Origin of the sequence: Azospirillum lipoferum 4B (assembly GCF_000283655.1) — a bacterium.
In the GTDB taxonomy this organism is placed as follows: Bacteria; Pseudomonadota; Alphaproteobacteria; order Azospirillales; family Azospirillaceae; genus Azospirillum; species Azospirillum lipoferum_C.
In genome coordinates this window covers 2,273,965-2,295,512 of sequence record NC_016622.1, presented here as the reverse complement: position 1 = coordinate 2,295,512, position 21,548 = coordinate 2,273,965, and the positions used below count along the sequence as shown (strand labels likewise).

The 21,548-nt window shown below is 68.9% G+C and carries 23 protein-coding genes; 5 read left to right on the top strand and 18 right to left on the bottom strand.

Translation table 11 applies throughout. From position 1 onward, the window contains the following. Positions 1–129: 129 nt before the first annotated feature. The 3 genes from AZOLI_RS10620 to AZOLI_RS10610 all read right to left on the bottom strand — a co-directional run bounded on the left by AZOLI_RS10620 (position 130) and on the right by AZOLI_RS10610 (position 2,203). Positions 130–351 carry a DUF1150 family protein gene (locus tag AZOLI_RS10620; RefSeq protein WP_014248632.1) on the bottom strand — a complete coding sequence of 74 codons (222 nt, stop codon included), beginning with the start codon at positions 349–351 and terminating at the stop codon, positions 130–132. 89 nt (positions 352–440) lie between these two features. After that, positions 441–917 carry an Hsp20 family protein gene (locus AZOLI_RS10615; RefSeq protein WP_014248631.1) on the bottom strand — a complete coding sequence of 159 codons (477 nt, stop codon included), beginning with the start codon at positions 915–917 and terminating at the stop codon, positions 441–443. Between the two features lie 125 nt (positions 918–1,042). Beyond that, on the bottom strand, positions 1,043–2,203 hold the full coding sequence (locus AZOLI_RS10610) for an NAD(P)/FAD-dependent oxidoreductase (protein WP_014248630.1): 1,161 nt from the start codon (positions 2,201–2,203) through the stop codon (positions 1,043–1,045). A gap of 236 nt (positions 2,204–2,439) precedes the next feature. Here AZOLI_RS10610 and rpsD point away from each other — a divergent pair, with 236 nt between their 5' ends. Next, positions 2,440–3,054 carry a 30S ribosomal protein S4 gene (rpsD, locus tag AZOLI_RS10605; RefSeq protein ID WP_014248629.1) on the top strand — a complete coding sequence of 205 codons (615 nt, stop codon included), beginning with the start codon at positions 2,440–2,442 and terminating at the stop codon, positions 3,052–3,054. A 104-nt stretch (positions 3,055–3,158) separates the two neighbouring features. On the opposite strand, the gene AZOLI_RS10600 is transcribed toward rpsD, so the two are convergent. The 15 genes from AZOLI_RS10600 to AZOLI_RS10530 form a co-directional block, all read right to left on the bottom strand. Next, complete coding sequence (locus AZOLI_RS10600; protein WP_244442470.1) at positions 3,159–4,391, bottom strand: PP2C family protein-serine/threonine phosphatase; 1,233 nt, start codon at positions 4,389–4,391, stop codon at positions 3,159–3,161. Next, positions 4,388–5,641, bottom strand: coding sequence for a fused response regulator/phosphatase (locus AZOLI_RS33610; RefSeq protein WP_014248627.1), 1,254 nt, complete (start codon positions 5,639–5,641; stop codon positions 4,388–4,390). The genes AZOLI_RS10600 and AZOLI_RS33610 overlap by 4 nt, the downstream gene beginning before the upstream one ends. A 2-nt stretch (positions 5,642–5,643) precedes the next feature. After that, the gene (locus AZOLI_RS10590) at positions 5,644–6,423 is read right to left on the bottom strand and encodes an ATP-binding protein (RefSeq protein WP_014248626.1); all 780 of its coding nucleotides are present in this window, start codon (positions 6,421–6,423) and stop codon (positions 5,644–5,646) included. 5 nt (positions 6,424–6,428) lie between these two features. Next, on the bottom strand, positions 6,429–6,734 hold the full coding sequence (locus AZOLI_RS10585; protein ID WP_014248625.1) for an STAS domain-containing protein: 306 nt from the start codon (positions 6,732–6,734) through the stop codon (positions 6,429–6,431). Positions 6,735–6,787: 53 nt separating this feature from the next. Beyond that, complete coding sequence (locus AZOLI_RS10580; RefSeq protein WP_014248624.1) at positions 6,788–7,951, bottom strand: methyl-accepting chemotaxis protein; 1,164 nt, start codon at positions 7,949–7,951, stop codon at positions 6,788–6,790. A 41-nt stretch (positions 7,952–7,992) separates the two neighbouring features. After that, positions 7,993–9,054, bottom strand: a complete 1,062-nt coding sequence (locus AZOLI_RS10575; RefSeq protein ID WP_014248623.1) for a protein-glutamate methylesterase/protein-glutamine glutaminase — start codon at positions 9,052–9,054, stop codon at positions 7,993–7,995. Positions 9,055–9,057: 3 nt separating this feature from the next. Then, on the bottom strand, positions 9,058–9,720 hold the full coding sequence (locus AZOLI_RS10570) for a chemotaxis protein (RefSeq protein ID WP_014248622.1): 663 nt from the start codon (positions 9,718–9,720) through the stop codon (positions 9,058–9,060). A gap of 3 nt (positions 9,721–9,723) precedes the next feature. Further along, entirely contained in the window at positions 9,724–10,635 is a 912-nt protein-coding gene (locus tag AZOLI_RS10565; RefSeq protein ID WP_014248621.1) for a CheR family methyltransferase, read from the bottom strand. Positions 10,636–10,654: 19 nt separating this feature from the next. Next, entirely contained in the window at positions 10,655–13,264 is a 2,610-nt protein-coding gene (locus AZOLI_RS33605; protein WP_014248620.1) for a methyl-accepting chemotaxis protein, read from the bottom strand. Positions 13,265–13,331: 67 nt separating this feature from the next. Beyond that, positions 13,332–13,877 (bottom strand): chemotaxis protein CheW, encoded by a 546-nt coding sequence (locus AZOLI_RS10555; protein ID WP_014248619.1) that lies wholly within the window; start codon positions 13,875–13,877, stop codon positions 13,332–13,334. Positions 13,878–13,886: 9 nt separating this feature from the next. Further along, positions 13,887–16,181 (bottom strand): chemotaxis protein CheA, encoded by a 2,295-nt coding sequence (locus AZOLI_RS10550; RefSeq protein WP_014248618.1) that lies wholly within the window; start codon positions 16,179–16,181, stop codon positions 13,887–13,889. A gap of 29 nt (positions 16,182–16,210) precedes the next feature. After that, positions 16,211–16,588, bottom strand: a complete 378-nt coding sequence (locus tag AZOLI_RS10545; protein ID WP_044550026.1) for a response regulator — start codon at positions 16,586–16,588, stop codon at positions 16,211–16,213. Next, positions 16,573–16,887 carry an STAS domain-containing protein gene (locus tag AZOLI_RS10540; protein ID WP_014248616.1) on the bottom strand — a complete coding sequence of 105 codons (315 nt, stop codon included), beginning with the start codon at positions 16,885–16,887 and terminating at the stop codon, positions 16,573–16,575. The genes AZOLI_RS10545 and AZOLI_RS10540 overlap by 16 nt, the downstream gene beginning before the upstream one ends. A 183-nt stretch (positions 16,888–17,070) precedes the next feature. Then, complete coding sequence (locus AZOLI_RS10535) at positions 17,071–17,562, bottom strand: RNA pyrophosphohydrolase (protein ID WP_014248615.1); 492 nt, start codon at positions 17,560–17,562, stop codon at positions 17,071–17,073. 20 nt (positions 17,563–17,582) lie between these two features. Continuing rightward, positions 17,583–18,326: a sulfite exporter TauE/SafE family protein gene (locus tag AZOLI_RS10530; RefSeq protein WP_014248614.1), complete on the bottom strand. Its 744-nt coding sequence runs from the start codon at positions 18,324–18,326 to the stop codon at positions 17,583–17,585. A gap of 165 nt (positions 18,327–18,491) precedes the next feature. Between AZOLI_RS10530 and AZOLI_RS10525 the strand changes: the two genes are divergently transcribed. The 4 genes from AZOLI_RS10525 to rlmH all read left to right on the top strand — a co-directional run bounded on the left by AZOLI_RS10525 (position 18,492) and on the right by rlmH (position 21,477). Further along, positions 18,492–19,766 carry a glutamate-5-semialdehyde dehydrogenase gene (locus AZOLI_RS10525; protein ID WP_014248613.1) on the top strand — a complete coding sequence of 425 codons (1,275 nt, stop codon included), beginning with the start codon at positions 18,492–18,494 and terminating at the stop codon, positions 19,764–19,766. Between the two features lie 142 nt (positions 19,767–19,908). Continuing rightward, entirely contained in the window at positions 19,909–20,538 is a 630-nt protein-coding gene (locus tag AZOLI_RS10520; RefSeq protein ID WP_014248612.1) for a nicotinate-nucleotide adenylyltransferase, read from the top strand. Then, positions 20,535–20,981 (top strand): ribosome silencing factor, encoded by a 447-nt coding sequence (rsfS, locus tag AZOLI_RS10515; RefSeq protein ID WP_014248611.1) that lies wholly within the window; start codon positions 20,535–20,537, stop codon positions 20,979–20,981. The genes AZOLI_RS10520 and rsfS overlap by 4 nt, the downstream gene beginning before the upstream one ends. Positions 20,982–21,018: 37 nt before the next feature. Continuing rightward, the gene (gene rlmH / locus AZOLI_RS10510; protein ID WP_014248610.1) at positions 21,019–21,477 is read left to right on the top strand and encodes a 23S rRNA (pseudouridine(1915)-N(3))-methyltransferase RlmH; all 459 of its coding nucleotides are present in this window, start codon (positions 21,019–21,021) and stop codon (positions 21,475–21,477) included. The last annotated feature ends 71 nt before the right edge of the window (positions 21,478–21,548 follow it).

The window sequence follows — 21,548 nt, the reverse complement described above, 5'->3', positions numbered from 1 at the left end:
ATGACGTAACCAAGGATTGCGGATGATCCGGTGCAACCGGGTATGTCGAGCCCGGTGCCGTCCCGCGCCATCGCACCCCTTCCGCCGCAAAGCCCGGCTGTCGGGGCTCCGCGGCAGGATGATGGGCGGTCAGTGGACGCTGACTGGCTCCATGTCGTTCTGCACGATGGCGGCGAAGGCCAGCTCGCGGTCGGTGACGACGCTCAGCGGCGTGCCATCGGCGGCGTGGATCGCGAAGGCGGCGGTGCCCTCAAGCTCCACCGGGCGGACATAGGCGACGTCGCCCAGGCCGAAGCTGGCGAAATCCTGGGTCGACAGCTGGCGCAGCTGGCTGTGGGTATCGTTCATCATGATCGTGGTCTCCCGGCGGCTCCCCGTCATGGGCGGCCGCGCGTGCAGAGTGTCGGGAAGAGGACAGGTGGGAGAAAACAGGGGCCGGGTCAGTCGTCCTTGCCGTCGGCGGACACGTCGATGGTGTGCGGCATGGCACCGCCGGCGGATTTCTTCGGCTGCTCGATCTTGATCGTGCGGACCTTCGGTTCCGGCATCGGACGGGTCAGGTCGATGTTGAGCAGCCCGTTGTCGAGCGAACAGCCCACGACCTCAATGCCTTCGGCCAGGACGAAGCTGCGCTGGAACTGCCGGGCGGCGATGCCGCGATGCAGGTAGACGCGCGACTTGTCGTCGGTCTGGCGGCCGCGGATGACGAGCTGGTTGTCCTCGATCTGCACCGACAGGTCTTCGGAGGTGAAGCCGGCCACGGCAAGGGTGATCCGCAGGCCGTCGTCGCCGATCTGCTCGATGTTGTAGGGGGGATAGCCTTCGGCCGAATTCTTGGCGATGCGGTCGAGCGTCCGCTCGAACTGATCGAAGCCGAGAAGCAGCGGGCTGTTGAAGAGCGAAAGGCGAGTCGTCACGACGCATCCTCCTCACGACGGGAGCGAGTTGCGGGAATTGGGCCCGTTTCCGGCGCCCGGCGGATCGGCGGCCCAGCACATGCCGGCGCCGCCACGCCTATAGATTGGGAGAGCCGCGGTCGTGGTCAAGAACCCTGTGAGCCCCAAGCGCCGCCCATGATCTCGGGAGCCTCGCCTAGCTCCGCCGCCACCGCGTCGGCGATGGCGAGGCAGGAGGTCAGGCCCGGCGATTCGATGCCGAACAGGTTGACCAGCCCATCCACCCCATGGGTCTCCGGCCCCTGGATCAGGAAATCGGCCTGGGGCTGCCCCGGTCCGCTCAGCTTGGGCCGCACGCCCGAATAGGCCGGCACCAGCGCATGGTCGGGCAGCCCCGGCCAATAGGCGCGCACCGCACCGTAGAAGGAGTCGGCCCGGACCGGATCGACGGCGTAGTCGATAGGATCGGCGATATCGCCCAGCCATTCCACGTCCGGGCCGAAGCGGGCCTGCCCGGCGAGGTCCAGTGTCAGGTGGACGCCCAGTCCGCCCTCCACCGGCACCGGATAGACCAGCCGCGAGAAGGGGGAACGGCCGGCGGCCAGCGCATAGTAGTTGCCCTTGGCCAGCACCCGCGGCGGCACATGCACGGCATCCAGCCCCTCCAGCCCGTGCGCGACCGCCCAGGCGCCCAGCCCGGCGGCGTTGACCAGAGTGGAGCAGGCCAGCCGCATCGGCTCCGCCCCGCCGACCTCCAGCTCGAAACCGCCGGCGGTGCGGTGGGAGCGCAGCAGCGGGCTCAGCATCGCCAGCATCGCTCCGGCCTCCTCGGCGTCGCCCAGCAGGGCCAGCATCAACCCATGGCTGTCGATGATGCCGGTGGAGGGCGACAGCAGGGCGCCGACGGTGCGCAGGTTCGGTTCCCACCGCATTGCCGTGGCGGCGTCGACCTCCGTCAGGTCGGTGACGCCGTTGGCGGCGGCCTGGGCACGGATCGCCGCCAGCTTCGGCAGTTGGCTTTCCTCCGTCGCGACGATCAGCTTGCCGATGCGGCTGTGCGCCACGCCATGGGCGGCGCAGTAGTCATAGAGAGCGTCGCGGCCGGGCACGCACAGCCGGGCGCGCAGGCTGCCGGTCGGATAATAGATGCCGGCATGGATGACTTCGGAGTTGCGCGAACTGGTGCCGGTGCCGATGGCGTCCGCCGCTTCCAGTACGATGACCTCGCGCCCGGCCCGTGCCAGCCGGCGCGCCACCGCCAGACCGACCACCCCGGCCCCGACGACCACGCACTCCACCCGTTCCATCGCCTTCGCCCCACCTTGCCGCTGTGACCGGAAGGGGAGCGCAAAGGGCGGAGCATTGCAAGGGGAAGAGGGACGGCGCCGTCAGGCTTGACTCCAGCACGCCAATGGGTATTGTGCGCGCCTTCACCTCCTGGGAAAGCGGGCGCGCGCAAACTTTGGCGCCCCGTCCGCCGCCTGAAAGGGCGGTCGGAACTACCGGGACAACATCAACTCGTGTCCAACGAGGCCTGAGAGTTATGAGCAAGCGTCAAGAGTCCAAGTACAAGATCGACCGCCGCCTTGGCGTCAACCTGTGGGGCCGTGCCAAGAGCCCGCTGAACAAGCGCGAGTATGGCCCGGGTCAGCACGGCCAGCGCCGCAAGAAGCCGTCGGACTACGGTCTGCAGCTGATGGCCAAGCAGAAGCTGAAGGGCTACTACGGCAACATCGGCGAGAAGCAGTTCCGCCGCATCTATGCCGAGGCCGTCCGCCGCAAGGGCGACACCGGCGAGAACCTGGTCGGCCTGCTGGAGCGCCGTCTGGACGCCGTGGTCTACCGCATGAAGTTCGCGCCGACCCCGTTCGCCGCGCGCCAGCTGATCAACCACGGCCACATCCTGGTCAACGGCCGTCGCCTGAACATCGCGTCCGCCCGCATCAAGGACAACGACACCGTCGAGGTGCGCGCCAAGTCCAAGCAGATGGCGCTGATCCTGGAAGCCTCCGCTTCCGGCGAGCGTGACATCCCCGACTATCTGGAAGTCGACAGCAGCGCGCTGAAGGGCCGCTTCGTCCGCGCTCCGCTGCTGGCCGACGTCCCGTACCCGGTCCAGATGGAACCGAACCTGGTCATCGAGTTCTACTCGCGCTGATCGGTCGGCTCCCGCCGAACGCGAAAGGCCGCTCCCCTGGGAGCGGCCTTTTTTGCTTTTGGCCGACGCTTCTGGCCGATGCCTTCGGATGCGACGCCTGACCTTCACATTCCCACTTCGCACGCCCGGCGCGTCAGCAGCAGCGCCGTCAGATCGTCGTCGATGGGCCCCGTGGCATGGAGGTCGCCCAGCAGGCCGTCGAGCAGGCGGGCGCCGTCGGGCTCATGAAGGCGGCGGGAGAGCAGAACGGCGAGGCCCGGTTCGTCCAGCACATCATGACCGTCCGAGCAGAGCGGAATTTCGATCGCGGCGTCGGAGTAGAGGAACAGCCTTGCGCCCGGCGGCATCGGCAGCTGCCGATTGTCGTAGGTGGCGGACGGCAGCAGGCCGAGCGGCAGGCCGCTGCCGTCGCCCATCCGCGGTGCCTCGTCGCCGGGCAGCCACATCATCGGCGCCGTCGATCCGGCCGAGGCGTAATCGAACATGCCCGACGCCGGGTCGATCATGCCGGCCAGCATGGTGGCGAACTGGCCGCAGGGAAGCAGGCCGCACAGCCGGCGGTTCATCGCGGCCAGGAACTCGGCAGGGGTCAGCTCGGTGCCGCCGATCTGGCGGCAGATGGCGTCCAGCCGGAAGGTGTTCAGCGCCGCCCCCACGCCATGGCCGGAGAAATCCACCATATGGACGGCGACCCGGCCGTCCGGCAGCCGGGCGATTCCCCAGAAATCGCCGCCCAGTTCGGATGAGGGGGCGAAATGGGCGTCGATGGCGATGCCGGTGGCCTCCTCCAGTTCCGCCAGCCGGTCGGGACCGGGCATCAGCCGGGCCTGCATGGCGCGGGCAAGCGCCAACTCGCTCTCCGTCCGGCTGTGATACCGCTCCAGGTCGCGCAGCATGGCGCGCTTGCGAAGCTGGATGCGCACGCGGGCCAGCAGCTCCACCGCGTTGATCGGCTTGGTGACGTAATCGGTCGCCCCGGCGCGGAAGGCGCGGGCGCGGTCCTCCACCCGGTTCAAGCTGGACTGCACCAGCACCGGAAGCGATTTCCAGCGCGGGTCGGCGCGCAGGATCCGGCACATCTCGAACCCGTCCATCCGCGGCATCATCAGGTCGAGCAGGACGAGGTCGGGTTTGAAGCGCTCCATCCGGGCCAGCGCCTCCTGCCCATCCTCCGCCTGTTCGATCAGCGAGATCCCGCCGCGCTCCAGCAAGGCCAGCAGGAGATGGCGGTTGATCCGGTTGTCGTCGACGACCAGCACGCGGGCGGCGGCCAATCCGTCCGCGGAGTCCTCTCCTCCGGCAAGCGGGCCGGCCGCCATCATGTCTCCGCTATTCACCTGGCCCTCCGCTCGATCCACAGCAGCGTGTGGTCGTCGCCGCTGACCTGTCCCAGCGCAAAGCCGAGCGAGCGCACGACGGCGTCGAAGCCGTCGCCTTCCGCCACCGCGCGGGCGATCATCCAGCCGAGCCCGATCCCGGTCCCGCCGGCATCCAGCGCCTCCAGCACCGCGACGGAGTAGAGCGCCAGCACGGAACCCGGCGGCAGGTCCATCACCTCGGCGCGATAGCGGGTGCCGGGAGCGATGCCGATCGACATCCCGGTGGCGGCGCCGAATTCCGACCCGCCGTCGCCGCGCAGGATCATCGGCGGAGCCCCTTCGGCGGAGGCGTGGGTGAAGCGCCCGAGCTCGCCATCGACCACGCCGTAGGTCATGGTTGCCGTCTCTCCCGGTGCCAGCAGGCCGGCGGCGCGGTCGTTCAGGGCGCTCAGCAGGGCGGCGGCATCCTCGCCGTGGACAGGGCCGAGTTCCTGAAGAAGGGTATGCAGGCGGAAGGCGTTCAGTGCAGCCGAGACGCCCTGGCCGGCGACGTTCAGCAGATAGACGCCGAAACGCCGGCCCTGCAACGGCAGGAGCCCCCAGAGATCGCCGCCGAGATGGGGCGAGATCGCGCTGTGGGCGCGGAGCGTGCAGCCGGCCGTCGCGGCCACCGCGGTGCATTGCGCGGGCGTCGGCAGCAGATGCTCCTGCATCGAACGGGCGATGGACAGTTCGGCTTCCACCCGCGCGCGGTAGCTTTGCAGCCGGCGGATCAGCACGCGGTCTTCCAGGTGGATGCGGACGCGGGCCAGCAGCTCCGTCCGCTCCAACGGCTTCGCCACGAGGTCGGTGGTGCCGGCGGCGAAGGCCTTGTTGCGGTCCCCGCCCGACGACAGCGCAGTCTGCACCAGGATCGGCAGGTCCGCCGCCTCCGGCATGGCGCGCAGGCGGCGACAGACCTCGTATCCGTCGATCCCCGGCATCATGATGTCGAGGATCAGCAGGTCGGGAACGCCGGCCTCGATCATCGCCAGCGCTTCCATCCCATTGGTGGCGAAGGAGATCCTGCGGAACCCCGCTTCGGCCAGGAAGGTGCCGATCACGGTGCGGTTGAAGGCGGTGTCGTCCACCACCAGGATCGGGCAATCCAGGATTTGCGAGTCGGCGACCAGTGAGTCGGCGACCTGTGAATCGGGGCTCCGGAGTTCCGGATCCCGGCCTTCGAGGCTTTGCGGACGGCCGTAGCCGGAGATGTCCTGCCCGGTCATGGTCACAGCCGGAACCTCAGGCGGATGCGCCGGCCGCCATCCTCGATCTCCAGCCCGTCGGCGATGCTGGCGATCAGGTCGAGTCCGCGGCCCGACGCACCGGCGCGCTCCGGCCTGCGCGGGACAAAGCCGGCGCCCTGGTCGGTGATCTCGACCGTCGCCACTGCCCGGCCATTCTCCGACGCGTCTTGCGGCGGATCGATGCGCACGGCGATGGCGATCCGGCGGGCGGCGAGTACCGGGTCGGCCAACCCGTCGCCCAGATCGCGGGAGAAGCGTTCCAGTTCCTGGGTGCTCAGCTCCTTCATGCCGCTGACGCCGAGATTGCCATGCACCAGCGCGTTGCTGACCGCCTCATGCAGGGCCAGTTCGATATCGTCGCGGCGGTGCCCGGAAAGCGGATGGCGGGCGCCGATGGCGGCCAGCAGGCGACCGCCCAGCTGCAGGTCGTGTGCGGTCGCGGTGGTCAGGTTGACATAGAGATCGGTGCCGGACGCCTCGGCCAGCAATTCGGCCAGTCCGCCGCCATCCTCGTCGCCGGCCACCGGCTCGACCCAGGCTGCGACCGGGGGCAGCCACAACGATTCTGCGTCCGCCGTGGTCCCGTCCATCACCAGCAGCGCCAGCGGTCCGGAACCGGCCGGCCCAACTGCCGGATGCAGGCCCAGCGCCTGTCCCAACCGGTCGCCGCGGTCGGGCGGCAGTCCTGGCGCGATGAATGCGGCGAAGCGCGTGCGGAGCCCGGAAACGTCGCCGCTGGGAAGGGTGGCCCCGTCGGTCAAGCGGATCAGTCCTCGATCGGGACGATCTTGGCGATCTGCGCCACGGTCAGCACCCGCTTCACCTGGCCGGCGGCGGCACGCAGGACGAACTGCTTGTCGGCGCGGTCCATCTCTTCCCGCGCGATCAGCAGCATGCCGATGCCGGCGGAGTCGACGAATTCCAGCGAGGACAGGTCGAGCACCTGGCGGCGGGGCTTGTTCTGGCCCATCTCACCGATCAGGGTGCGCAGCTTTGCATGGTCGTTGAAGGTCAGGCGGCCGCGCAGGCGGACCACCGCCTCCTGGTCGCGCACTTCGATACCGTAATCCATGGTGTCGTCTTTCAGGATTGGTGATTCAGTGTACAAGCGTCGTCTGTTGCGCGCTAGAAAAGTTCAATGTCGCCGCCGGAACTATTGTCCCCTCCGACATCCAGGTCGAGCACGCCGTTCTCGTCCAGCGCGGTGCCCTCCAGCAGCAGTTTGCGCACGAAACGCTCGCGCATCTCGCTCAGCGTGAAACGGCCCATCAGCTGGTTCAGCCATTCCTGCGGCTCCCGCGCGCCGATGCCCGGCGGCACCTGGGCGCGGATGCGGGTTTCCAGTTCGCCCAGCCCGGCGCTCATGATGGCGAGGCTGTCGTTGATCGCCTCGATCCGCTGCTTGGTCAGATCCTGGAACTGCATGCCGGTGATGACATGGGCGATGGTGGCCGACATGTCGGTCGACACCGATGCCGCCGTTTCCAGCACCGCCTGGAAATGGGTGGTCTGGGCCACCAGGCTGTCCATCGTCTTGTCGACGCGTTCCTTCGCCAGCATCTGCGGCGACATGTCGGTGTTGGCGATCTGGCGCAGGATGTCGTGGCCGTTGCGCACGCCTTTGACCACCGCGCCCACCTTGCTGCGCATGCGGTCCGCCAGCTCGCCGGTCGTGCGCGAGAGGTGCCGCACCTCCTGCGCGACCACGGCGAAGGTGCGCCCGGCCTCCCCGGCGCGGCTGGCCTCGATGGTGGCGTTCAGCGCCAGGAAATTGGTCTGGCGGTTGATGCCGTCGATGTCGCCGATCGACTTCTCCAGCTCGGCCACGTCCTTCTGAACGTCGTCCAGCAGATAGACCATGCTCATGGCATGGCGCGACAGGGTGACGATGTTGGTCACCATGTCGGTGATCATGTCCTGCATACCGACGACCAGCGAATCGAGCGGCATCCGTTCGCCGTCGATGTCCACCGATCCCGCCATGGCGACGATCTGCTCCACCCGCTCCGACTGTTCCAGCGCCTTCTGGGCCAGTTCGCGGAAGCGCTCCGACAGGTCGAGGGTGGAGGTCTCCACATGGTTCGACGTGCGCGTCAGCTCGCTCTGGACGATGTCGAGCGTGCGGCGCTGCACGTCGGCGAAGCCGAGCCAGGTCGACAGAAGCTCTGCCGTGACCGAGACCTTGGCCTCTCCGTCCGCAGGGGGCGGTGCCGGGCGGTCCGCCATCGCCGGAGCGGCATCTCGGGCGGCGAACTGGGCGGCATCTCTGGCGGCGGCGGGGTTGAACATACTGGTGCTCCTTGGGAACTCGGCCCGGATGCCCGCTCGGGTCAGGCGGTGCGGGGGCGCTCGCCGACGGCGTCGAAGGCGCGCAGCATTTCGGCGGGGATTTGGGTGAGCGGAAGTTCGACCGCGACCGCACCGGCCTCCTTGGCGGCGCGCGGCATTCCGTAGACGACGCAGCTCGATTCCTGTTCGCCGATGGTGAAGGCGCCGGCATCGAGCATGGCCTTCATGCCAATGGCGCCGTCGCGGCCCATGCCGGACAGGATGACGCCGACCGCGTTGGCGCCGGCCGCCTTGGCGACTGAGGCGAACAGCACGTCCACCGACGGGCGATGGCCGCTGACCGGCGGCGTGTCCTGGATGTGGCAGACGAAACCGGTGGTGTCGCGGGCGATGGCGAGGTGGCGGTCGCCGGGCGCGATCAGCACCAGCCCCTGGGCCGGCCGGTCGCCATGGACGGCCACCCGCACCGTGGGCGCCGACAGCCGGTCGAGCCGGGCGGCGAAGCTGGGCACATAGCTGGGGCCCATATGCTGGGTGATGACGATGGGCGGGCAGTCGGCCGGCATGGCGGCCAGAAGGTCGCGGATGCGCTCCACCCCACCGGTCGAGGCGCCGACGGCGATCAGCCGCTTTCCCGATCCGGCGCGGCGCGGCGTGGGCAGGACGCCATGGACGGCAGGCGGCCGGCGCATGGCCAGCCGGGCGGTGGCGGCGACCCGGATCTTGGAGACCAGCTCCATCGCGGTCGCCTCGAACCCCAGCCCGTCGGAGCCGCCGGGCTTGGCGACGCAGTCGACGGCCCCCAGCTCCAGCGCGCGGATGGCGGCGTCGGATCCCTCGCGCGTGAGGGAGGAGACCATGATCACCGGCGTCGGCCGCAGCGTCATGATCTTTTCCAGGAAGGACAGGCCGTCCATCCTCGGCATCTCGACGTCCAGCGTGATGACGTCGGGGTTGGTCGCCTTGATCACGTCGCGCGCCTCGAAGGCGTCGCGGGCGACGCCGGCGACCTCCATCCCCGGTTCGCGGGTCAGGATGTCCTTCAGCATCTCGCGCATCAGGGCGCTGTCGTCGACGATGACGACGCGGATCGATCTGGGCATAAGTCAGTTCCCTCCCGCATCGGCGGGTCCGAACAGCTCCACCTCGCCCTCCACGGCGGTACGGGCGAGATGGGTGATGAAGGACCGTTCGCGGGTGACGGTGTCGGCCGCCGCCTCCGGCCGCAGCAGGCGGCGCAGGGCGCGGCCGCTGTGCGGGAAATAATGCAGGCGCCGGGCGGAGCAGCCGCCCAGATCCTGCCCGGCCAGCGTCAGCCCCTCCGCCCGCACATAATCCAGTGCGAAGCGGCTGTTCAGACCGCCGATGTCATAACTCGAGTCGATGACGCTGGCGCCGCCGAACAGCTTGACCTGCAGGCGCCTGCGGTCGGCCCCGGCGGCGAGCAGGGCGTTGATCAGCCGTTCCATCGCGACCGATCCGTAGCGCGCGGCGGCGCCGGCGCCCTCCAACTCGCTGGCCGGCAGGTCGGGCAGCATGAAATGGTTCATGCCGCCGATCCCCCGAACCGGATCGTGGATGCAGGCAGCCACGCAGGAGCCCAGCGTGGTCGCGATCATCAGGTCGCCCCGGTCGCTGACCGCCTGCTGGCCCAGCGCGATCTTGATGGTCTCCGCCTTGAATTCCTGGTTGAAATAGCGTCCGCTGCCCAGCCGCCGCGCCGGTGCCGCCGGGCTGGGGCCCGCATGGGAGAGGGTGGGGGCGTTCATCGCTCACTCCCTCCGGTAGATCGTTGGGCCGGCCTGTCGGAACAGGTTCGACACGCCATACAGGCTCTCCGAGTGGCCGAGGAACAGATACCCGCCTGGGCGGAGCATCCGGCCGAAGTTTTCTATCACCTGCGTGCGGCCGCGCCGGTCGAAGTAGATCAGGACGTTGCGGCAAAAGATCGCGTCGAACGGGCCGGACATCGGCCAATGTTCCAGCAGGTTCAGAGGCTTGACCGTCACGAGCCGCTTGAGATCCTCGCCCATCTCCACCGCCGGCTCGCCGTTCATCCGGGTGTCGTGGGTGAAGCGCTGGCGGATGGCGGGCGGAATGCCGGTGGCGCCCGACAGCGGATAGACGCCGCGCCGGGCCGTGTCGACCATGTGGGTGTCGATGTCGGTGGCGAGGATGCGGGCGTCCCAGCGGCGCAGGTCCGCGCCCATGGTCGAGACCAGCACCATCGCCATGGTGTAGGGCTCCGGCCCCGAGGAGCAGCCGGCCGACCACAGCCGCAGCCGCGGACGGGAGGCGCTGGCATTGCGTGTCCGCACCTCCGGCAGGACGGAGGAGGCGAGGAAGTCGAAATGATGCGATTCGCGGTAGAAGCTGGTCAGGTTGGTGGTCAGCGCATTGACCAGGAAGCCGATTTCGTTCACCCCGCCGTCGCCCTGCAGCAGGGCGCAGTAGGCGTCGAAATCGGCCAGCCGGAGTTCGCGCAGGCGGCGCGCCAGCCGGGCATAGACCATCTCCGCCTTGTGCGGAGCCAGCGCGATGCCGGCCAGCTGATAGAGCAGTCCGGCGATCAGGTCGAAGTGATGCCGTTCGAAATGGAACTCGCGCGCGCCGCCGAACACCGCGTCCGGCACCCGGCGTATCGCCGGGGATTCGATCGTCAGGGCGGAGGAGCGGTCGGTCATCGCGGCACCGGCAGCATCGTCAGGCGGGCACCTGCTGCCGCCGGATCTCTCCGGTGGAAGCGGCGGCTGCGGAGGCGGAGCCGCGGGACTGGCGGTCCAGGGTGAAGAAGGTCATCTGCTGACGCAGCTGGTCGGCCTGATCCTCCAGAGAGCGGGCGGCGGCGGTGCTTTCCTCCACCAGGGCTGCGTTCTTCTGTGTCATCTCGTCCATCTGGGCGATGGCGATGTTGACCTCGTCCAGGCCGGACGCCTGTTCGGCCGTGGCCCGCGCGATCTCCGACACGAGATCGGCGACGCGGCCGATGCCCGACACGATCTCCGTCAGGGCGCTGCCAGCGGACCGGACCAGCCCGACGCCCTCGCGCACCTGCCCGCCGCTGTCGAGGATCAGCGACTTGATCTCCTTCGATGCCTGGGCCGAACGCTGGGCGAGCTGCCGCACCTCCTGGGCCACGACGGCGAAGCCGCGCCCGGCATCGCCGGCACGGGCCGCCTCCACCGCGGCGTTCAGCGCCAGCAGGTTGGTCTGGAAGGCGATCTCGTCGATCACGCCGATGATGTCGGCGATCTTCTGCGACGACTGCTCGATCCGGCGCATGGCCTCCACGGCACTGACCGCCACCTCGCCGCCGCGGGACGCGGCGGTGCGCGCCTCGGTGGCATAGCCGTTGACTTGCTGGGCGTTGTCGGCGTTGGAGCGCACGGTGGCGGCGAGCTGTTCCATGCTGGCCGCGGTTTCCTCCAGCGAGGACGCCTGCTGCTCGGTCCGTTCCGACAGGTCCAGGCTGCCTTCCGCCACTTCGCGGCTGGCGACGGCGATGGAACCGGCGGCATGGTCGATGCGCCGGACGATCTCCGACAGATGCGCCACGGTGCCGTTGAAATCGTCCTTCAGCCGCTGGAACACGCCCTCATACTGCTGGTCGATCCGGCGGCTGAGATCTCCTTGCGACAGCGCCTCCAGCACCGATGCCAGTTCTTCGGTGACGGCGGCGACATTCTCCGACAGGCGGTTGATGCCTTCGCTGACCAGCCGGAAGAAGCCGGTCTTGCCGTCGAGCGCGATGCGATGGCTGAAGTCGCCGCGGACGGCATTCTCGACCATCGCGCTGATCTCCGCCTCGATCGCCAGCTCCTCCGTCAGGTCGCGCCATTCGATGACGGTGCCCAGCTTCTCGCCCTGGCGGCTGACCACCGGGTTGGCGATGACCTGGAAGGTGCGGCCGCCGGTCCTGGCCCAGCCGCGGTGGGTCTGCTTCAGGTCGGCCAGCAGGCGGCGCTGGTGCGAGGGGTCGCGATGGAAGGCGTCGAAATTCTGGCCGACGAGCCTGGTCGCGTCGAAGCCCGGCAGCGAGGCGCGCAGATCGGCCTCGGCATTGCGGAACATGGCCATGATCGAGTCGTTGGCGTAGAGGATGCGGCCGTCGGTGTCCGCCATCATGATGTTGGCCGACACCCGTTCCAGCGCGATGCGCGAGCGCAGGGCTTCCACCGCCTCATCCTTGAAGGCCGCGACGGCGCGGGCCATGTCGCCCAGCTCGTCCTGCTGACCGGTGTGGGGGACGGCGACCGACAGCTTGCCGTCGGTCAGCTCGGCCATCACCCGGCGGATGCCGGTGACCGGCGTGACGATGGAGGCGGCGATCCGGTTGGCGGCGACGACGCCGATCACCAGCGACAGCAGCCCCAGCCCCAGCGTCAGGCGGATGGTGAAGGCCGCCATGGTCCCGGCCTCCTCCTCCGTCGCCCTGGCATCGGCGGCGATCCGGCCGACGATGCCGTCGATGGCGTCGTTGACCGCCGTGGCGGCGGCGGCGAGCTGGTCGGCGCGGCGCTTCGCCTCGTCATTGGCGGCGATGACGTCGCGGAAGGCGGCGCGATAGTCGGCGGCGCGGGCATCCACCTCGCGCAGGGCCATCGACAGGCCGCTGTTGCCACGAACGACGGCGGACAGCCGGGCGACGGCGTTGGCCATCGCCTTGCCTTCGGTTTCCACCTGCATGGCCGCTGCGGCGTCGCGCAGGCCGATGGCGCGGTTGGCACTGAAGCGCACCATCAGCCAGCGCTTCTCCACCTCCTGGGTGGCGAAGGCAGCATCCTTGTCGCCGGAGGCGCCGGCCGTCGAGATCACCTCCTCCAGCAGTTTCGTTACCTGGGCGCCCAGCGGGTCCATCCGTTCGCGCAGGCTGCGGTCGGCCTGCTCCCGCATGGCGCGCACCGCCTCGAACCGCTCATGGTAGGTGGTGTGCAGGGCGTCCAGCTCGGCGAAGGCGGCGGCCTGGGGCGAGGCCGCCAGCGTCGCCTGCCGCTGCGCCATCGCCGAATTGAACTCCCCGCGCAGCACGCGCAGCCGGTCAAGTGACTCGGGCGTTCCCAGATTGATGTATTCGCGGGTCTGCAGGCGTTCGGCGGCCAGACGGCTTTCCAGATCCTTGGCGAAGACGGCGAGGTCGCCGGAGGCGATGACCCCGTCGATGCGGCGGTTCAGCCCGTCCAGCCCCAGGATGCCCACGCCGGACTGGGCGGCGATCAGGACCAGCAGAAGGCCGAAGACCAGCCACAGCCGTTTGGCGATGCGCATGTTGCTGAGAAAGCTGCCGGCTTTGGCGGGCATACCGTCGGTGGCCATCGGTGACGTTTCCTCTTCTTATTGTTTCTCGCTGCAGCGGCGCCGAAGGTTCCCTGACTCTTTCCGGTCAGGTGGTTTCGAGTGCCGGCGCGCGCGGGGCGTCCTGGTCGACATGCTCCCCGGCGAACAGCTTCTCGACGTTCAGCAGGGTCACCATCCGGTCATCGGCGGTGTAGAGGCCGCTGAGATATTCGGCGTCGATCAGGCCGCTGTCGACGTCGGGCGGCGGCTTGATCGCGTCATGGCCGATGGCCAGGATGTCGGAGATGGCGTCGACCAGGATGCCGCGCGTGCGCTCGCCCACCTGCATCACCACCACGACATGGCGCTTCGTCACCTGGGTGGGGCCGCCGCCGAAGCGGGCGCGCAGGTCGAAGATCGGGATGATGATGCCGCGCAGGTTGATCACGCCGCGGACATAGTCCGGCAGGTTCGGCAGGCGGCTTTCCGGTGTCCAGCCGCGGATTTCACGCACGGCCAGGATGTTGACGCCATATTCCTCGCTGCCGACCGTGAAGGTGACGTACTGCTCCTCCGTCCCGTTGGCGGTGCCGCCGGCGGTCTGGAGGTCGGTGCGGGAGTTGACGGTGGCGATTGCGGAGGAACTGCTCATCGCTGGGCCTCAAACCGTTTGGCGTTGACGCTGGTCGGACCTGTCCGCCGGGGCGGGCAGGGATGGGGAGGGCGGGGTGGCGCCGCCGGCGCCGTTTCCATAGCCGGCGCCGTGGCGGCTCATTTCGCGCAGGCCGGCGACGTCCAGGATCAGGGCGACCCGGCCGTCGCCCAGGATGGTCGCGGCGGCCACGCCGTCCAGCCGGCGGAAATTGGCCTCCAGGCTCTTGATGACGACCTGCTGCTGGCCCAGCACCTCGTCGACCACGAGGCCGAGGCGGGAGCCGTCCTCCGTCTCCACCAGCACGACCAGCCCCTTGGTGGCGTCGTCGATGGCCTTGGGGATGCCGAACAGCCGGTGCAGGTGGACGAGCCGCACATACTCGCCGCGCGCCATCATCACGTCGCACTTGTTGACCAGCCCATGCAGGTCGGCAGGCTTGGGCCGAAGGCTTTCCACGATGTTGGTCAGCGGCAGGACGAAGCGCTCCTCCCCCACCGAGATCACCATGCCGTCCAGCACGGCCAGCGTCAGCGGCAGCGACAGCACGAAGCGCGAGCCCTCGCCCGGCGTCGAATAGACGCCGATGCGCCCGCCCAGGCTGGAGATGTTCCGCCGCACCACGTCCATGCCGACGCCGCGGCCGGACAGGTTCGACACCTGATCGGCGGTGGAGAAGCCGGGCAGGAAGATCAGGTTGTCGATCTCCTCGTCCGACAGGCTGGATCCGGGCTGGACCAGCCCCTTCTCGATGGCCTTGGACAGCACCTTGGCGCGGTTGATGCCGCGGCCGTCGTCCGTCACCTCGATCACGATGCGGCCGGACCGGTGGGCGGCGGACAGATGCACGGTGCCGGCGCGCGGCTTGCCGAGGCGTTCGCGCTCCTCCGGCCCTTCCAGCCCATGGTCGATGGAGTTGCGGATCATGTGGGTCAGCGGATCGACGAGGTTTTCGACCACCGTCTTGTCGACCTCCGTCGTCTCGCCCGACGTGACCAGCATCACTTCCTTGGCGGTGGCGGCGGCGCATTCGCGCACCAGCCGCGGCATGCGCGAGAAGACGCTGGAGACCGGCTGGGCGCGGATCGACATCACGCTCTCGCGCAGCTCGCGTGTGTGCTGGGCAAGGCTCTCCAGCCCCTCCAGCAGTTCCTGGAACTGGCCGGGCGGCAGGTCGCGCAGATGCTCCGCGATCATCGCCTGGGTGATGACCATCTCGCCGACCATGTTGACCAGCCGGTCGATCTTGTCGAGGTCGACGCGGATGGTGTGGGTGGTCGGCCCCGAATGGTCGCCGCCGGTACTGCCGTTGCCGCGTTTGGCGCCCTCGCCGGCCTTCGCGGCGCCGGGGGAGCCGGAGGTGGTGGCCGGGGTGGCCGCTGCCGGCGGCGAGGCGGGTGCCGCCGGTTCCGGCAGGTTGGCGGCCGGCGCGGTGGCGGCCGGCAGAGGATCGGCCGGCTCGATGATGGCGGGGGGAGGCGCCTCGGCGCTGATGCGGATGTCGCAGTCGTCGGCGACGAACTCGAACACGTCGTCGATCTGGGCGCGGTCGACCTGCGGATCGGCCAGCAGCGTCACCGTCCAGGACAGATGCAGCAACTCGGCGTCGAGGTCGCGCAGGGAGGGCAGCTTGTCCAGGTGGCAGACGACCTCCGCGTCGCCGAGACGGCGCAGGGCGCGCAGCATGTAGGTCGGCTCGTTGCCCGAAAGCAGCAATTCGGCCTTCGGGCGGAAGACGATGGTCCAGCGGACCTTGCCCTCCGGCACCGGGCCTGAAATCGAAGGGGAGGGCTGGTCGTCGCGGGCGGCCTGGATGGCGGCCAGCGCGTCGCCGAAGATGCCGGCCTCGTCATCCTCGTCGTCGGGATAGGGGGCGGATGCGGAAGCGGGCGCCGCAGGCTCCTCCGCCGGAGCCTCGGCGTTGTCCAGGAAGCGGCGCAGCGCCGCGACGGTGTCGTCGGTGGTGCCCGCCGGCGCGTCGGTTTCGTCGGCCGCATGGGCCAGCAGGCGGGCCAGCACGTCGTTGGCGCGGATCAGCGTGTCCACCAGTTCGGTGGTGACGGGAATCTCGGCGTTGCGCACGCCGTCCATCACCGTTTCGAACTCGTGCGCGAAGGCGACGAGGTCGTTGAAGCCGAAGGCGCCGCCGCCGCCCTTGATCGAATGGACGGCGCGGAAGATCGCGTTCACCTCGTCCATGTCGATCTCGCCGGGGGCGAGGCGCAGCAGCCCGGCCTCGGCGACGGCCAGCAATTCGGCGCTTTCGTCGAAGTAGGTCTGCTTGAAGCGGCTGAGATCGTCCACGGCTATGCCTCCTTACCGTCCGCTGCGGTTCAGCCGCAGACCTTCTGCACCACCGACACCAGCTTGTCGGGGTTGAAGGGCTTCACGATCCAGCCGGTCGCTCCGGCGGCCCGGCCCTCCGACTTCTTGCTCTCGTCCGCTTCGGTGGTCAGCATCAGGATCGGCAGGGTGCGGTGGGCGGGAATGGCGCGCAGCTTGCGGATCAGGGTCAGCCCGTCCATCACCGGCATGTTCAGGTCGGTGATGACCAGATCGACCTTGGTGGTGGCGATGGCGCTCATCGCCTGCTGGCCGTCGGCGGCCTCCACCACGTCATAGCCGGCGCCCCGCAGGGTGAAGGACACCATGTCGCGCATGGTCCGCGAATCATCCACCGTCATCACTTTCTTCTTCACGCTCGGCTCCATTGCTTCAGCCAGGCGGCGAGACCCAAATCCTCGCACGCTTCGGACAGGACCTCGGACGGGGCGGCGAGGACGAAGGCGGCCCCGCGTTCGGCTGCATCGCGGGCGGCGACGACCAGGGCCTGGATGCAGGCGGCGCTGATCCGCTCCACCGCGTCCGCCTGCACGGTGACGTCCGCCGACGCCTTGAAGGCGGCACGCAGGCTGTCGAGCAGAGGTTGCGCCATGGGCAAGTCCAGGTCGCTGGGCAGGCCCAGGCGAATCCGCCCGCCATCCTCCTCCGTCCACTTGATCAGCGACACGCCACCCCTCCGTCCACAGCAGACGCACTCTTGCGCATTCCGGTTGCAGGAGCGACGTTGCCAGAAGGCGTCTCAAGGATTCGTTAAGCGGAAGTGGTGGATGGACCGGGTGTCGTTGAGAAGTTGGGGATAACCGCAATCAATTATGGGACATGGGACGGGACCGGCGCAGGGGTATGTGGGTCAGCCCCTTGCCCGTGCGATCAGCGGGCGGAATTCCGCCAGGACCGATTCGTAGACCGGGCGCTTGAAGGCGACGATCAGGCCCGGCAGCTCCTCCGCGTCGACCCATTTCCAGGCATCGAATTCCGGATGCCCGGTGTCGAGCCGGATGTCGGACTCGTCGCCGGTGAAGCGGGCCAGCATCCACATCTGCTCCTGCCCGCGCCAGCGCCCCTTCCACACCTTCCCCAGCAGATCGTCGGGCAGGTCGTAGCGGTGGGGGGCGGTGGTCATGGCGATGAATTCCGCCTTGGCGGTGCCGATCTCCTCCTCCAGCTCGCGGAAGGCGGCGCTGCGGACGTCCTCGCCCTCGTCGACGCCGCCCTGGGGCATCTGCCAGTCGGCATCGGACCCGCAGCGCTTTGCGACGAACACCTCGCCGCGCTCGTTCAGCAGCATGATCCCGACGCAGGGGCGGTAAGGCAGCGTGTTGCGGTCGATGGGGGCGGTCATGCCGGGGAACTCCGTTCGGATCAGGCTTTGGTGATGAAGAAATAGACGGTCATCGACGCACCCACCAGGATCACGACCTTGCGCAGCACGGGCGGCGGGATGTGGCGGGCGACCGAGGCGCCGGCATAGCCGCCGGCCATGGCGGCGACCAGCATGATCATCGCCTCCGTCCAATAGACCGCACCCCCGGCGACGAAGGCCGCCACCGCGACGGCGTTCAGGCAGCCGGACACCAGCGACTTCAACCCGTTCATCGCATGCAGGTCGGTCAGGCCGAAGACGCCCAGCGTCGCCAGGATCAGGATGCCGATGCCGCCGCCGAAATAGCCGCCATAGACGGCGATCAGGAACTGCACGGCCAGCACGGTGCCATGGCCGATGGTGCAGGTGCGGCGGATCCAGGCCGACGCCTTCGGCCCGATGGCGAACAGCAGCGTCGCGAACAGCAGCAGCCAGGGGACGATGGCCTCGAAGGTCCGCTGCGGCGTCCACAGCAGCAAGAGCGCCCCCAGCAGCCCGCCGACCAGGCTGATGCCGAGGAAGGAGGGCAGATGGATGTCGCGGATGCGGCCCAACTCCCGCCGGTAGCCGAAGGCGCTGGCCAGCGCGCCGGGTGACACCGCGACGGTGCTGGTGGCGTTGGCGTTCAGCGGCGGCACGCCGGCCAGGATCAGCGCCGGGAAGGTCAGGAAGCTGCCGCCCCCGGCGACGGCGTTCAACACGCCGGCGAAAAAGGCGGAGACGATCAGCAGCAGCGTCAGCATGTCACCCTACCCGAAAACCTTGCCCCGGCGGGGCCGGCGCGTTGCGTTTTGCACACGCCCGCCCATACCGCAACGCCGAAGTCCCACAACCGCGCGGCTTTCGCAACCCCGAACAATTCGTTAAGGTCGTCGTCCCTTCAACGGATAGAGTGTCCGGAGACCTCCATGTCCGCCCTGCTCGACACCACCGACGCCCTGCACGACCAGATGATCGCCCTCGGCAGCAAGGCCCGCGCCGCCGCGGCCGCGCTGGCGACCGTGCCAGGGCCGTCGAAGGACCGGGCGCTGAGGGCGGCGGCGGCGGCCATCCGCGCCCGTGCCGCCGAGATCAAGGCCGCGAACGCCGAGGACATGGCGAACGCCCGCGACCTGTCCGGCCCCATGCGCGAACGGCTGATGCTGGACGACACGCGCATCGAGGCGATGGCCAAGGGGCTGGAGGACATCGCCGACTTCCCCGATCCCATCGGCGGCGTGCTGGCGGAATGGTCCCGGCCCAACGGCCTGCGCATCCAGCGCGTCCGCGTGCCGCTGGGCGTCGTCGGCATCATCTATGAAAGCCGGCCGAACGTGACGGCGGATGCCGGCGGCATCTGCCTGAAGTCGGGCAACGCCGCCATCCTGCGCGGCGGATCGGAGAGCATCCGCTCGTCCCGCGCCATCGCCGACTGCCTGGTCCAGGGCCTGCGCGAGGCCGGCCTGCCGGAGGCGGCGATCCAGCTGGTCCCCACCACCGACCGCGCCGCCGTCGGCCACATGCTGACCATGCGCGATTACATCGACGTCATCATCCCGCGCGGCGGCAAGTCGCTGATCCAGCGCATCGCCGACGAAAGCCGTGTGCCGGTCATCAAGCATCTGGATGGCAACTGCCACGTCTATGTCGATGCCGCCGCCGACCTGGAGAAGGCGCGCAAGGTGGTGCTGAACGCCAAGATGCGCCGGACCTCGATCTGCGGAGCGGCCGAGACCCTGCTGGTCGACCGCGCCATCGCCGACAAGGCCCTGCCGGTTCTGGTGAAGGATCTGCTGGATGCCGGCTGCGCCGTGCGCGGCGACGCGGCGGCGCAGGCCGTCGATTCGCGCGTGACGGCGGTGGCGCCTGAGGATTGGGACACCGAGTATCTCGACGCCATCATCGCCTGCGGCGTGGTGGACGGGGTGGATGCCGCAATCGACCACATCAACGCCCACAGCTCCCACCACACCGAATCGATCCTGACCGAGGATCCGGCGGCGGCGGAGCGGTTCCTGTCCCGCGTGGACAGCGGCATCGTGCTGTGGAACGCCTCTACCCAGTTCGCCGACGGCGGCGAGTTCGGCATGGGCGCCGAGATCGGCATTTCCACCGACAAGTTCCACGCCCGCGGCCCAGTGGGTGCGGAGCAGCTGACCAGCTACAAGTATGTCGTGCGCGGCGATGGCCAGACGCGGCCTTAAGACCGACCCCTCTCCCACCCGTGAAACCCTCTCCCCCCCGGGGAGAGGGCAGGGTGAGGGGGTTCCGTCCGCCGGACGATCCTCGAAGCGTGACCCCCTCACCCAACCCTCTCCCCGGGGGGGAGAGGGGAAACGCGCCAGGTTGGGGCGCAGTTTTCAGAAAGTCCCCCACCTCTATTCCGGGCCGCTCTATGCCGGGCTCACCGTCGGCATCCTCGGCGGGTCGTTCAACCCGGCCCATGCCGGGCACCGGCACATCAGCCTGTTCGCGCTGAAGGCGCTGGGTCTCGACCGGGTGTGGTGGATGGTCAGCCCGCAGAACCCGCTGAAGCCCACCGCCGGCATGGCCTCCCTGGCCGAACGGCTGGCGGAGGCGCGGGCGGTAGCCGCCCATCCGCGGATCGAGGTGACGGCGATCGAGACCGCGCTCGGCACCCGCTTCACCGCCGATACGCTGGCGAAGCTTCAGCGCCGCTTCCCGAAAACGCGGTTCGTCTGGTTGATGGGAGCGGACAATCTGCGACAAATTTCGCGCTGGAAGCTTTGGACACGAATCTTCGACTCGGTGGCCGTTGCGGTTTTCGCCCGTCCCACCTATTCTCTTAATGCGCTGAGCGGCAAGGCCGCCCAGCGTTTCACCCGTCGACGGGTGTCCGTGTCGGGGGTAAAAGGGCTGGCGCGCCGCAGGCGGCCGGCCTGGGCGTTCTTACGCAACCCCCTGCATCCGGCCTCGGCGACGGCGATCCGGCAGGCACGGGCCGCCGGGTCGTGAAACCGTTGCAAGAGGTTGGAGCCATCACCACGCACACCGAAACGGCCGCGACCGCTCCGCGGCCAGCCGCCGTTCCCCAGATCCTGGAACCTCAGGACCTGAAGGCGCTCATTCAGGCGTCGCTCGACGCCGATCAGGCGGATGACGTGACCGTCATCGATCTCGCCGGGAAAACCACCTTCGCCGATTACATGATCGTGGCGTCGGGCCGCAACACGCGGCATATCGCCGCCATGGCGATGAAGCTGGCCGAGAAGCTGAAGCAGGCCGGCGTCCGCGGCGTCGAGATGGAAGGCATGGCCCAGTGCGACTGGGTGCTGGTCGATGCCGGCGACGTGATCGTCCACCTGTTCAAGCCGGAAGTCCGGACCTTCTACAACATCGAGAAGATGTGGGGTCTGGAGCTGCCGACGCCGTCGGGCACGGCGCGGCTGAGCGCCTGACGGGCCGAGGACGGAAACGAGGGCGGAGGGCCGCTTCATGCGTTTGTGGCTCGCCGCCGTCGGGCGGTCGCGGGGCGGACCGACCCGCGACCTGTTCGACGAGTATGTCGGCCGGCTCGGCTGGCCCTTTACCCTGAAGGAGGTCGAGGTGAAGAAACGCCTCTCCTCCGACGAATTGAAGCGGCAGGAGGCCGAGCTGCTGCTCGCCGCCGTGCCGGCCGGCGCCATCGTCGTGGCGCTGGACGAACGCGGCAAGGCGCTGCCCAGCGAGAGCTTCGCCGCCAAGATCGGCGACTGGCGCGACCGCGGCGCCGGCGACCTCGCCTTTCTGATCGGCGGTGCCGACGGCCATGGTGACGCGGTGCGCGCGCGGGCCGACTTCCTGCTCGCCTTCGGGCCGATGACCTGGCCCCACATGCTGGTGCGCGGCATGCTTGCGGAGCAACTCTATCGCGCCCAACAAATTCTTGCCGGCCACCCCTATCACAGATCCTGATACCGAGCGTCGCATCCGGCGCGCGGAAAAGCGCCGGAGCGGAAGAACACGAAACTCCGAGACCACAACCT